The sequence below is a fragment of the Micromonospora sp. DT233 genome (assembly GCF_049841815.1).
In the GTDB taxonomy this organism is placed as follows: domain Bacteria; phylum Actinomycetota; class Actinomycetes; order Mycobacteriales; family Micromonosporaceae; genus Micromonospora.
The window spans coordinates 364,408-376,826 of the sequence record NZ_JBNCLB010000004.1; the positions used below are offsets into that span (position 1 = coordinate 364,408).

The 12,419-nt window shown below is 73.0% G+C and carries 10 protein-coding genes; 4 read left to right on the forward strand and 6 right to left on the reverse strand.

Annotated features, from left to right (window positions below; genetic code table 11):
* Positions 1-183: 183 nt before the first annotated feature.
* The gene (locus ACLQ2V_RS12755) at positions 184-477 is read right to left on the reverse strand and encodes an antibiotic biosynthesis monooxygenase family protein (protein ID WP_425718638.1); all 294 of its coding nucleotides are present in this window, start codon (positions 475-477) and stop codon (positions 184-186) included.
* A gap of 420 nt (positions 478-897) precedes the next feature.
* On the opposite strand from ACLQ2V_RS12755, the gene ACLQ2V_RS12760 reads away from it, so the two are divergent.
* The gene (locus ACLQ2V_RS12760; protein ID WP_425718639.1) at positions 898-1,896 is read left to right on the forward strand and encodes a TerC family protein; all 999 of its coding nucleotides are present in this window, start codon (positions 898-900) and stop codon (positions 1,894-1,896) included.
* Positions 1,897-2,024: 128 nt separating this feature from the next.
* On the opposite strand, the gene ACLQ2V_RS12765 is transcribed toward ACLQ2V_RS12760, so the two are convergent.
* Positions 2,025-2,948 (reverse strand): NlpC/P60 family protein, encoded by a 924-nt coding sequence (locus tag ACLQ2V_RS12765; RefSeq protein ID WP_425718640.1) that lies wholly within the window; start codon positions 2,946-2,948, stop codon positions 2,025-2,027.
* 46 nt (positions 2,949-2,994) lie between these two features.
* The gene (locus tag ACLQ2V_RS12770; RefSeq protein WP_425718641.1) at positions 2,995-4,095 is read right to left on the reverse strand and encodes a mandelate racemase/muconate lactonizing enzyme family protein; all 1,101 of its coding nucleotides are present in this window, start codon (positions 4,093-4,095) and stop codon (positions 2,995-2,997) included.
* A gap of 46 nt (positions 4,096-4,141) precedes the next feature.
* Here ACLQ2V_RS12770 and ACLQ2V_RS12775 point away from each other — a divergent pair, with 46 nt between their 5' ends.
* Positions 4,142-4,939 (forward strand): tyrosine-protein phosphatase, encoded by a 798-nt coding sequence (locus ACLQ2V_RS12775; RefSeq protein ID WP_425718642.1) that lies wholly within the window; start codon positions 4,142-4,144, stop codon positions 4,937-4,939.
* Between the two features lie 83 nt (positions 4,940-5,022).
* Here ACLQ2V_RS12775 and ACLQ2V_RS12780 read toward each other — a convergent pair whose 3' ends face one another.
* From ACLQ2V_RS12780 to ACLQ2V_RS12790, 3 genes are all read right to left on the reverse strand, one after another.
* A complete protein-coding gene (locus tag ACLQ2V_RS12780; RefSeq protein ID WP_425718643.1) occupies positions 5,023-5,898 on the reverse strand; it encodes a serine hydrolase in 876 nt (291 codons plus the stop codon).
* A gap of 119 nt (positions 5,899-6,017) precedes the next feature.
* The gene (gene typA, locus ACLQ2V_RS12785) at positions 6,018-7,886 is read right to left on the reverse strand and encodes a translational GTPase TypA (protein ID WP_425718644.1); all 1,869 of its coding nucleotides are present in this window, start codon (positions 7,884-7,886) and stop codon (positions 6,018-6,020) included.
* A gap of 281 nt (positions 7,887-8,167) precedes the next feature.
* Positions 8,168-10,396, reverse strand: coding sequence for an MMPL family transporter (locus tag ACLQ2V_RS12790; RefSeq protein WP_425718645.1), 2,229 nt, complete (start codon positions 10,394-10,396; stop codon positions 8,168-8,170).
* 161 nt (positions 10,397-10,557) lie between these two features.
* On the opposite strand from ACLQ2V_RS12790, the gene ACLQ2V_RS12795 reads away from it, so the two are divergent.
* Both ACLQ2V_RS12795 and ACLQ2V_RS12800 read left to right on the forward strand, forming a co-directional pair.
* On the forward strand, positions 10,558-11,073 hold the full coding sequence (locus tag ACLQ2V_RS12795) for a MarR family winged helix-turn-helix transcriptional regulator (protein WP_425718833.1): 516 nt from the start codon (positions 10,558-10,560) through the stop codon (positions 11,071-11,073).
* A 286-nt stretch (positions 11,074-11,359) separates the two neighbouring features.
* Positions 11,360-12,238, forward strand: coding sequence for a hypothetical protein (locus ACLQ2V_RS12800; protein ID WP_425718646.1), 879 nt, complete (start codon positions 11,360-11,362; stop codon positions 12,236-12,238).
* The last annotated feature ends 181 nt before the right edge of the window (positions 12,239-12,419 follow it).

Consider the following 12,419-nt stretch of genomic DNA (forward strand, 5'->3'; position numbering starts at 1 on the left):
GCGACCACCGGGCCCGGCGCCCCCGAGCCCGCCGGGACCGGTGACCGCGAGGCGCACGATAGCGAAGGGGTACGACGAAAACTCGGTGCGTCGGCGGCGGAGCCGCAGCCGGCGGCGGCGTTCGAGCCGGTGTGGAGGCTCGGTCCGGGCCCCGCGGCGGCTCAGGTTGGACCGCGCCGTGGCTCAGGCGGGCACGTCGGCGAAGTGCTCGACCAGGGGCGGGCCGGCGAAGTGCGGGCCGATCAGCTCCCGCCACCGGCTGAACCGCTCGGTGGCCCGGAAGTTCTCCTCGTGCGCCTCGACGGAGTCCCACTCGACCAGCAGCACGAACCGCGACGGCGATTCGACGCCGCGGGTCATCCGGACCGAGCGGCAGCCCGGCGTGGTCGCCAGGACCTCGTGCCCCTGCGCGTACGCGGCGGCGAACTCGTCCTCGTGTCCGGGCATCACGTCGATGAGCGCGACCTCAAGCACCATGTCCCAGAGCCTGCCATGCCCCGACGGGTCGGGTCGGTTCGGGTGGACCGTCCCACGTGGGCGGCGGCGGAGAGGCGTCGCCCACAAATTCGGGCTGGCCTCCTAGGAAGCCGTACGGCGCAAGACCTCCGTCACCCCGAGCAGGGGAGAATCGCCGATTGGCGGACCCGAGATGCGGCCGGCGCCCTGGTTGGTGAACAATGGCGGCCAAGGAGGGGAGTATTCCCCCGCGACGGAGTCGTCAGCACGGTCGGCCGCCGGTTTCCGGTGCCCCGACCCGGCTCCGCCGGTCAACGGCCCGACTCTGGGTCGGTGGCGGAAGAGACCTCCGACAGTCACCACTGATCGCGTTGTCGCATGCCGACCGCCCGCACCGGGCGTACGGTGTGCGCGACGCCGCGTGTCTGCCGGAGGATTGGATTGAACGTGTCCGGATTGGTGTGGGCGGGAACCCTCGTCGCACTGACGGTGGTTCTGGTCGTCGACCTGTTCATCATCGGCCGTCGCCCGCACGAGCCGAGTGTCCGTGAGTCGAGCCTCTGGGTCGGCTTCTACGTCGGGCTGGCCCTACTCTTCGGCGGTGGGCTCTGGCTCGCCTACGGCCCCGGGGTGGCCGGTGAGTTCTACACCGGCTGGCTCACGGAATACAGCCTCTCCGTCGACAACCTCTTCGTCTTCGTGATCATCATGGCGCGGTTCGGCGTGCCCCGGCCGTACCAGCAGAAGGTGCTGCTGATCGGCATCGTGCTGGCGCTGGTCATGCGCGGCGGCTTCATCGCCGCCGGGGCCGCCCTGATCTCCCAGTTCTCCTTCGTCTTCTACTTCTTCGGCGCGTTCCTCATCTACACGGCGGTCAACCTCTTCCGCCAGGGCGAGCCGGACGAGGACGAGTTCTCCGAGAACGCGCTGATCCGCTGGAGCCGGCGGGCGCTGCCGATCTCCAAGGACTACGACGGCGCGAAGATGACCACGCATCAGAGCGGCAAGCGGCAGTTCACCCCGATGTTGATCGTCATGATCGCCATCGGCACCACCGACCTGATCTTCGCGCTGGACTCGATCCCGGCGATCTTCGGGATCACCCAGGAGCCGTACCTGGTCTTCACCGCGAACGTCTTCGCGCTGATGGGGCTGCGTCAGCTCTACTTCCTGCTGGGCGGGCTGCTGGACCGGCTGGTCTACCTGAGCATCGGGCTCGCCGTGGTGCTCGGCTTCATCGGTGTGAAGCTGGTGCTGGAGGCGCTCGCCGACAACCACCTGTCGTTCATCAACGGCGGCGAGCCGGTGGGTTGGGCCCCGCACATCCCGATCTGGCTCTCCCTGCTGGTCATCCTCGGCACCCTGACGGTGGCGACCGTGGCCAGCCTGATCAAGTCGGCTCGGGACCGGCGGCGCGAGCTCTCCGACGCCCGGCGCTGATCCCGCCGAAGCACGTAGCAGGGGCGCTCCCGGCACCGGGGAGCGCCCCTGCTGCTTGCCTGGGCTGGTCACGATCGACGATCGGGCGAGGGTGGGCCGGCCGAAACCGGTGGGCCGGGCCGGCCGGGTCAGACCCGGTGGACGCCGACCAGGGTGGCGGTCCGCTCCGCCGGCATCGCCTCGTCGAGCACCCGCCGGGTCCGGTAGCAGGCGTGCAGGAGGCGTCGATCCGTCCCGGTGCCGGGTGCGGCGCTGACGAAGCCGATGTGGTGCACCGGCCGGCCGGGGCGGGCGAAGAAGTACAGGTCGCCGGGGCGCTCCGTGCCCAGCGGCAGCGGGGTCGTCGCGAGGGCCTGGGCGTCGGCGTCGCGGGGCAGCCGGACGCCGAACCGCCGCCAGGCCAGGTGGACCAGGCCCGAGCAGTCGATGCCGTGGGTCGACAGCCCGCCCCAGATGTAGACCACGTCGAGCAGCCGGGCGGCGACGGCCAGCACGTCACGCGCCGGGGGTGCCTCGGTGGGCAGGGGCACCAGGTGGTCGGCGGGCAGCCAGAGCGGCCGGTCGTGCCCGGCGGCGTGCACGGGTCGCCAGCCCTCGGCCGGCGGGCCGGCCGGGACGAGCCAGGTGCCGAGGACGACGCCGGGGAGGACGGGCGCGCCGGCCGGGGCGTCGCGCAGCTCGGTGACCGTCGCGTCGACGACCCAGGGGGCCGGGGGCCGGGCATCGTCGGTCGGGGCGGGGGCGAGCTGGGCGGTCGGCAGCCAGCCCGGGTAGCCGCGCGGGTCGAGCCCCGCCGCCGGCTGCTCGACGGCCACCACGTGCGCCCACCCGTCCGGGCGTAGTTCGGTGATGAGCACCCGTTCGCCGAGGAGTAGCTGGCTCAGCACGCAGTCGCCGACCCGCTGGTCGGTGTCCAGGCCGGAGATCCAGGTCGGGATGTCGACGTGCGGGTCGAGGGCGGGCCGGTCGACGGGGCGTACCGCCTCGGGGCGGCTCCAGAGGGTCGCGACGGCGACCCGGACGACGGCCTCGCGGCCCGGCTGTAGTTGCACGTCCACCCCTAGGTTCTGCGGTGCCCCGATAGAAGGAAAACGCCAATCATATATTGCGTCGCTGAAGGTTTGTTTCGGCGATCGAGCTGATGCCGAGGCCGGGGGAGTCCGGCAGCAGCACCGTCGCCCCGTCGTACCGGATGCCGCCGTGCACCGGCGACCAGGCCAGCCACCAGGCGGCGTCGAGGTCGGACACGGCGGTGGTCCCGTACGCGGCGACCAGGCTGGCCGCCGCCCCCAACCCGACCTGGGTCTCCATCATCGAGCCCACGACGGTGCCGATGCCGTGCGCGGCGGCCAGGTCGAGCAGCGCCCGGGCGGTGTGCAGGCCCCCGCACTTGGCGAGCTTGACGTTGACCATGTCGGCGGCGCGGCGGCGGATCACCTCGACCAGGTCGCGCAGCCCGAAGACCGACTCGTCGGCCAGGATCGGCACCCCGACCCGGTCGCTGACCCAGGCCATCCCGTCGAGGTCCCAGCGGGCCACCGGCTGCTCCACCAGCTCCACGTCGAGCCCGGCGTCCTCGATGGCGCGGATCACCCGGACCGCCTCGCGGGCCGTCCAGCCCTGGTTGGCGTCGAGCCGGATCCGGACCTCCGGGCCGACGGCCGCCCGGACCGCGCGGACCCGCTCCAGGTCGCCCGCCGCGTCGGTGCCCACCTTCAGCTTCAGCACCGAGAACCCCTCGGTGCGGCGCTGCCGGGCGGAGGTGGCCAGGTCGGTGGCGTCGCCCGCGGCCAGGGTGACGTCCGTCGCCACCCGCAGGGTGGTGCCGCCGAGCAACCGCACCAGGGGTACGCCGAGCCGGCGCGCGGCGAGGTCGTGCAGCGCGGTGTCCACGGCCGCCTTGGCGGCCTCGTTGCCGACGACGGCGCGCTGCACCTCGGCGCAGCGGGTGACCAGGTCGTCGGGGTCCCGCCCGAGCAGACCCGGGGCGAGCATCTGCCGCACGCAGGCGTCCGCGCCGGCCAGCGAGGCGCCGGTGACCTGCCAGACCTGCGGGGCCTCGCCGAAGCCGGAGCGCCCGTCGTCGTCGACCACCTCGACGATCAGGGTGTCGGTGGTGGTGGTGCGGCGCAGGGCGGTGACGAACGGGGTGTGGAGGGGAGCGGAGAGCCGGTGGGTGCGCACCGCGGCGATCGTCATGTGCGGCACCCTATACGGCAGCGACAGCGATGACAGGGGAGGCCAGATGCGAGAGCAGGACTGGGAACTGGTGGGCGCGCCGAACGCGCGGGACCTGGGTGGCCTGGTGGGCGCGGACGGGCGGCGGGTGCGGTCCGGCCGGCTGCTGCGGGCCCCGGCGTTGGGGCGGTTGACCGATGAGGACCTGGCGGTGCTGGGCAAGCTCGCCCCGGCCTGCGTGGTGGACCTGCGCGACGACTCGGAGATCGCGGCGGGCCCGCCGAACCGGCTGGTCGGCGAGCCGCAGGTGGTGCGCCTGCCGATCTACGACCCGGCGCATCCGGTCTTCACGGCGGTGGCGGAGGTGCTGCTGGGCCACGACCTGAACGCGGAGGCGGAGTTGGCCCTGCAGGGCAGCCCGGCGGCGATGGCGGCGATCTACCGCTGGTTCGTCACCGGGGAGGCGGCGCGGGCCGGTTTCGGGGCGGCGGTGCGGTTGGCCGCCGACGCGCGGAACCTGCCGCTGGTGTTCCACTGCTCGGCCGGCAAGGACCGCACCGGTTGGCTGTCGGTGGTGCTGCTGACCGCGCTGGGCGTGGACGAGGCGGCGATCCGGGCCGACTACCTGCTGACCAACGAGCGGACGGAGAGCCTCAAGGAGGTCATCCTCCAGGCGATGCGGGCCCGGCAGCCGGAGTTGGCGCAGGCGGCGATCCGGCCGCTGATGGAGGTGCGCGACGAGTACCTCGACGCCGCGTACGCGGAGGTGCGGCGGGTGCACGGCTCGTTCGACGGGTACCTGCGCGACGGCCTGGGGTTGACCGACGCGCACCTGACGGCGCTGCGGGACAACCTGCTGGAGTGACCCCGCCCGGCCGCCCGGCCCCGGTGTGCGGGCCCCGGTGGCGGGCGGCTGTCCGGTGGGGGTCGGCCCCGGTGTTCGGGCGGCTATCCGGCGGGGGTGAGGTCGTGGCGGGCGGCCCAGACCCGGGCGGAGATGTCGGCCAGCACCGCGCAGGCGTCGTCGGGGGTCCTTCCGTCGCCGTCGACGCCGCCGTCGGCCAGGCCGGTGGTGGTGCAGACCGCCAGCACGTACGGCGGGGCGTCGGGCGGGTAGATCACCCCGACGCTGTGCCGCACGCCGCGTACCCAGCCGTTCTTGTGGGCGATGCGCACCCCGTCGGGCAGCCCGACGGCGAGGTCGTCGCGGAACTCCTGGGCGAGCAGGACGTCGAGCATGGTGGCGCAGGCGGCGGGGGAGGCCAGCGGGCCGGGGCGGGTCGCCCCGGTGGCCAACCCGCCGAGCAGGGCGGCCAGGTCGGCGGCGGTGACCAGGTTGGTGATCCCGGCCTCCCGGGCGGCGAAGTCCTCGATGCCGCGCCCGGTGACGCTGTGCCGCGCCCCGGCCAGCGCCCAGGCCTCGGCGACGGCGGGCAGGCCGACGTGCTGGAGGCAGAGGTTGGTGGCCAGGTTGCTGGAGCGGACGATCATCCGCTGGGCGAGCCAGCGCAGCGGCGCGTCGTGGCCGATCCGGTCCCAGACGGCGTCGTCGTTGTCGTCGTGCTGGGTGCAGCCGAACCGGGGGGCGTCGGGCCGGGCCGAGTCGAACTCGTTGCGGACCTCGACGCGGGCGGTCAGGTCGAGGGTGCCGGCCTCGGCGGCCCGGTGCAGGGCCAGCAGGACGGCGACCTTCATGGTGCTGGCCGCATAGTGGGTGGCGTCGGGATGACGGGTCCAGGAGGCAGCGGCGTCGAGCCGGCCGGCGTAGGCCGAGATGGTGCCCGGCAGCGTGTCCAGGTGGGTGTCGAGGTCGTCCCAGGTCATGCCGGTGACCGTAGCCAATCGACGGGTGGTCGCAGCGCACCGGCCGGGCAAGGTACGGCCGCGGGCCGGGAGGATTCCTCCCGGCCCGCGTCGCGTCGGTCGTGCTGGTGGGTTGGGCGTCAGCCGGCGTGCTTGCGGCGGGCGGTCGCGCGGGCGCGCTGGGTCTGGTCGAGGACGACCTTGCGGATCCGGACGGCCGCCGGGGTGACCTCGACGCACTCGTCCTCGCGGCAGAACTCCAGGGCCTGCTCGAGGGAGAGCTTGCGCGGCGGGACGAGCTTCTCGGTCTCGTCGGAGGAAGCGGCCCGCATGTTGGTGAGCTTCTTCTCCTTGGTGATGTTGACGTCCATGTCGTCGGCGCGGGAGTTCTCCCCGACGATCATGCCCTCGTACACCTCGGTGGTGGGCTCGACGAAGAGCTGACCGCGCTCCTGAAGGTTGATCATCGCGAAGGCGGTGACGGCACCCGAGCGGTCGGCGACGAGCGAGCCGTTGTTGCGGGTACGCAGCTCGCCGAACCACGGCTCGTAGGACTCGAAGACGTGGTGCAGGATGCCGGTGCCCCGGGTGTCGGTGAGGAACTCGGTGCGGAAGCCGATCAGGCCGCGCGCCGGCACCAGCCACTCCATCCGGATCCAGCCGGTGCCGTGGTTGACCAGCTGCTCCATCCGGCCCTTGCGGGTGGCCAGGAGCTGGGTGATCGGGCCCAGGTACTCCTCCGGGGAGTCGATGGTCAGCCGCTCCACCGGCTCGCAGATCTTGCCGTCGATCTCCCGGGTGACCACCTGCGGCTTGCCGACGGTCAGCTCGAAGGACTCGCGGCGCATCTGCTCGACCAGGATGGCCAGCGCCAGCTCGCCTCGGCCCTGCACCTCCCAGGCGTCGGGCCGCTCGGTGGGCAGCACCCGCAGGGAGACGTTGCCGACCAGTTCCTTGTCGAGCCGGTCCTTGACCATGCGGGCGGTGACCTTGGAGCCCTTGACCCGGCCGACCAGCGGCGAGGTGTTGGTGCCGATGGTCATCGAGATGGCCGGCTCGTCGACGGTGATCAGCGGCAGGGCCACCGGGTTCTCGGCGTCGGCCAGGGTCTCGCCGATCATGATTTCCGGGATGCCGGCGACGGCGATGATGTCGCCCGGCCCGGCGGACTGGGCGGGGCGGCGCTCCAGGCCCTCGGTCATCAGCATCTCCGAGATGCGGACCCGCTGGGTGCTGCCGTCGGTGCGGCACCAGGCGACGGTCTGGCCCTTGGCGATGGTGCCCTGCCGGACCCGGCACAGGGCCAGCCGGCCGAGGAACGGCGAGGCGTCGAGGTTGGTCACGTGCGCCTGCAACGGGGCACCCTCGTCGTACGAGGGCGGCGGGATGGTGTCCAGCAGGGTGCGGAACAGCGGCTCGAGGCTGGTGCTGTCGCTGGGGACCGAGCCGTCGGCGGGCTGGGTGAGCGAGGCGATGCCGTCGCGGGCGCAGGCGTAGACGATCGGGAAGTCGATCTGCTCGGCGTCGGCGTCGAGGTCGAGGAAGAGCTCGTAGGTGTCGTCCACGACCTCCTTGATCCGGGCGTCGGGGCGGTCCACCTTGTTGATCACCAGGATGATCGGCATTCGGGCGCGCAGCGCCTTGCGCAGCACGAAGCGGGTCTGCGGCAGGGGGCCCTCGCTCGCGTCGACGAGCAGCACCACCCCGTCGACCATGGTCAGGCCCCGCTCGACCTCGCCGCCGAAGTCGGCGTGGCCGGGGGTGTCGATGATGTTGATGGTGACCGGGTCGGAGCCGTCCGCCGGCAGGTAACGCACGCCGGTGTTCTTGGCCAGGATCGTGATGCCCTTCTCCCGTTCCAGGTCCCCCGAGTCCATCACCCGCTCAGTGTTCTCACCGCGGGCGCCGTAGGCGCCGGCCTGCCGCAACATGGCGTCGACCAGGGTGGTCTTGCCGTGGTCGACGTGGGCGATGATGGCGACGTTGCGGAGGTCGGTGCGAAGCTGCATGGGCTCCATCCTCCCGCCTGTGCGCGTGGGAAGCGAAATCGGGGGGGTCACCCCTCGATGCCGGCCGGCTCCGCCCGCCCTCGGTGTGGCCGGTCGAGGGGCCGGTCGCCGACGTCCCACGGTGGGTTCGGTGCTGCTGGTGACGATTGTCGCAGCGGTGAGCGGCGGCGCGGTGCGGTTCCGCCAGGCTCGTCGCCGCGACCTGCGACCTGGGCAGGCCGCAGGGGCGTGCCGGGGGCCGCGGTGGTGCGCCGCGGCCCCCGGGGTCGTTGCCCGCGTGTTCAGTCGCGCGCGGTGTCCGTATCGGCGGCGCCGTGCCGGCCCGCCGGGGCGTCCGTCGCGGCGGTCCCGTGCCGGTCCGCGGCCGTGGGCTCGTGCCGGTCCGCCGGGGCGTCGGTGCCGGTGCCGGTGCCGGTGCCGGTGCCGGGGTCAGCCTCCCGGCGGACGTGGCCCGGCCACCAGAAGCGGTCGCCGAGCAGGAACGCCAGCGCGGGGACCAGGACCGTGCGGACCAGCAGGGTGTCGAGCAGGACGCCGATGCAGACGATGATCCCGATCTGGGTCAGCGTGAGCAACGGCAGGACGCCGAGGACGGCGAAGACCGCGGCCAGCAGGATCCCGGCGCTGGTGATCACGCCGCCGGTGACCCGCAACGCCGACAGCATGCCGTCGCGGGTGCCGGTGCGCCGGGCGTCCTCCCGGGCCCGGGTGACCAGGAAGATGTTGTAGTCCACGCCGAGGGCGACCAGGAACACGAAGGCGAGCAGCAGGACGCCGCTGTCCAGCGCCGGGAAGCCGAGGACGTGGTCGAAGAGCAGCCACGCCGCGCCGAGGCTGGCGAAGAACGACGCGATGACGGTGAGCACCAGCAGCACCGGCGCGACGAGGCCGCGCAGCAGCAGCACGAGCACCGCGCCGACGAGCAGCAGGATGATCGGCAGGATCAGCTTCAGGTCCTTGGTGTCGGCCCGGTCGGAGTCGTAGGTGGCGGCGACGGTGCCGCCCACCACGGCCCCGTCGAAGGGGTCGGCCCCGTCGACGGTCGGCGGGGCGGAGCCGGGGACGGCGTCGACCGCGTCGCGCAGCGCCTCGACGGTGCGGTCGGACTCGGCGGTGCCCGGTTCGGCCTCCAGCACCACGTCGACCTGGGCGACGGTGTCGCCCGCGCTCGACGGCCGGGCGGAGGCCACGCCGGGGACGTCCTTGGCGGCGGCGGTGACGGCCTGCGCGGCGGCGGGGGTGGTGAGCACGGCGAGGGGCTGGGTGGTGCCGGCGGGGAAGGCCCGGGCGAGGGTCTCCGCGCCGGCCACGGCCTCGGGCTTGACCCGGAACTGCTCGGTCTCCGACAGGCCGGTGCGGATGCCGAGGCCGCCCAGCGCGAGGCCGGCCAGCAGCAGGGTGGCGAGCACCGCGACCGGGGCGGGCCGGCGTACGACGGCCGTGCCGAGCCGGCCCCAGATCCGTCCCTCGCGGGCGGGGCCGCCGACGCGGGGCACGAAGGGCCAGAACAGCCCCCGGCCGAAGAGCACCAGCACGGCGGGGAGGACGAACAGCGCCGAGAGCATGGCGAAGACCACGCCGGTGGCGCAGGCCACGGCGAGGGCCCGGTTGGTCTCCTGCTCCGACAGCAGCAGGGTGAGTACGCCGAGCACGACGGTGCCGCCGCTGGCGAGGATGGGTTCGGCGGTGCGGCGCAGGGCGGCGCGCATCGCGGCGAAGCGGTCGGCCTCGCGGCGCAGTTCCTCCCGGTAGCGGGCGATGAGCAGCAGCGCGTAGTCCGTGGCGGCGCCGAAGACCAGCACGCTGGCGATGCCGGTGACCTGGCCCTCCTGCAGGTGGATGCCGAAGGCCGGGACGATGGTGTCCACGGCGCGCAGGGTGAGCTGCTCGGCGGCCGCGACGACGACGAGCGGCACGATCCACAGGAACGGGCTGCGGTAGGTGACGAGCAGCAGCAGGGCCACGACGGTGGCGGTGACGGCCAGCAGGGTGATGTCGGCGCCGTCGAAGACCTTCGTGAGGTCGGCGGTGAACGCGGGCGCCCCGGTCACCTGCGCGGCGAGGCCGTCCGGCAGCCCGTCCAGGGCGGTGCGCAGGTCGGCCACCCGGGTGGCCACGTCGTCCTGCCCGTCGGCGGTGGAGAGCGGGACCGCGACCAGGGCCACGGTGCCGTCGGGGGAGGTCTGTGGGGGGCTGACCCGGCCGCCGGCGGCGAACCGGCCGAGCTCGCCGACGACGCCGGTGACCGCCGTGCGGTCGGGCTCGGTCAGCGGCCCGCCGTCGGCGCGGCTGACCACGACGATCGCCGGTTGGACCTCGCTGTCGGGAAGTTCGTCCTGTAGGCGCTCGACCTGGGTGGACTGCCACTGCACCGACAGGCCGGTGGACGACACGGGGGCGGGGTTTTCCGGCTGGGGAAGCCCGAAGACGGCAGCGCCGAGGACGATCGCGGCGACCACGGTCAGCCAGGCGGCGAGCCGGCCTCGGGCGACGCGGGTGAACACAGACATCGGGTTCCTCAGGGTTGTCGGGACGGGGCCGCTTCGGCGGAGCGTGACGGCACATAGGGCAGGCTGTCGAGTATCTTGATAGGCGAGATTATCCGCCGTTCCTCTATGCTGCAAACGAGAGCGGACCGGCGGGAGGAATCGGCGGCGTGGCAGCGCAGGGGATGTTTCGGCGACGCGTCAGCCGGCGCGACCGGCTCGTCGCCGACATCGCCGCTGACCTGCGGCGATACTCCGTCGACGCGCAGCACATCGGGCACGCCTTCGCCGGGCTGCACGGGCTCAACGCCACCGACCTGCAGGCCCTGATTGCCGTCATGGACGCGGAGTTCGCCGGCACGCCGATCACCCCGGGCCGGCTGGGGGAGCAGCTGAACCTCTCCTCCGGCTCGGTGACCGCGCTGGTCGACCGGCTGGAGCGCACCGGGCACATCCGCCGCGACCGCGACACCGTGGACCGGCGCAAGGTCTTCCTGCGCTACGCCGACCGGGGCGCGACGCTGGCCACGGAGTTCTTCCGGCCGTTGGGGCGGCGCACCGACCAGGTGATGGCGGGCTTCGACGACGCCGAGCTCGACGTCGTCCGCCGGTTCATGGCGGCGATGGTCGCCTCCATGCGCGAGCACCGCGACGACGTGCGGGCCGGCCGGGCCGAGCCCCCGCCGCCACCGGCACCCTGAAGGACGCCGCGCCGGACGAACCACCCGTTACGACGATTACTCTCTGTTGTGTATCCGAAGGATACACCGGTCATGGGCCGCTCGACGGGACGCGAGGCCACGATTACACCGAACGCGCCTTACCGGAAAAAAACGCATCTGAGCTGGGAAAACGCCTAAGAGTGTCGTTAGGCTCACGGAAGTTGCACGCCTCGTGCGTGTCAGGTCGGGCTCGGCACGCACCACACACCCCTTACGGCATGTGACCGTCCTCGCTCGGCCTCCCCGCTAGCGGAAGGCGGCTCCGATGACTCGGGCCCCTGCCAATCTCCTGTCCCTCCGGAGTTTCCTACTGACCCACCTCAACCTCGACCCCGACACCTCGCGGCCCCAGGACCTGGAGCCGGCCGAGGTCGGCATCGTCGGTGACCCCGCCCACCGCGGTGGCTACCACTGCGGCTCCGACCGGGTGGTGGACCGCGACTACTCCGTCGTGGAGTCGCCCCGGGACCAGGCGGGGCTGACCCTGGACGCGGCCGCCCTCGACGTCGGCGGCTTCTCCGTCAGCTCCGGCGGTCGTACCCACAACCTGCGCTCGTTCTCCGTGTGGTGCGTCGCGCAGTGCGTCGCCGGCACGGCCGACAGCCGCGACATCCGGGAGATCATCTACTCCCCGGACGGCACCCGGGTCCAGCGGTGGGACCGACTGGGCCGGCGCAGCAGCGGTGACGCCAGTCACCTCTGGCACACCCACTTCAGCTTCTTCCGCGACTCGACGAAGGCGGGCCGGGACCAGATTCCAATGTTCCGCCGCTACCTGACCGCCATCGGTCTCATCCAGGAGGACGACATGAGCGCCAAGGCCGAATCCCAGATCAACAGCCTCTTCAGCGCGATGTTCACCGGCGGTTCCAGCATGGGCCGGCGGGTCGACCCGGACGGCGTCGGCCCGGAGCCGGAGTCCAACAGCGTCGTGGCCAAGCTGGACTACACGATGCAGCAGGTCGACGCGGTGCTGGCCCGGCTGGTCGCCCTGCGGGGCGCCGACGCCGGCCCGGCCGGCCTGCTGGCCACGCTGACCCCGCAGCAGATCGTCGCCGCCCTGCCGCCGGAGACGGCCGCGCAGGTGGCCGTCGAGATCGCCCGCCGCGGGTCCACCGGTGCCGGGGCCGATGAGCTGGCGTGATCGCCGCACTACCGTACGTATTCTTGCGGGTGCGCGAAAGGGGCCGCGTTACACGCGGCCCCCGGGGGTGCGCTGTGGCGGCGGCCGGGTCGACCCGCCGCCCCCCCCCGCCCGGCGCGAGATCGGCCGGACGTTGTCCGCCTGCGGGCCCCGATGCCCCCGGGTCACCACGAAAACGACC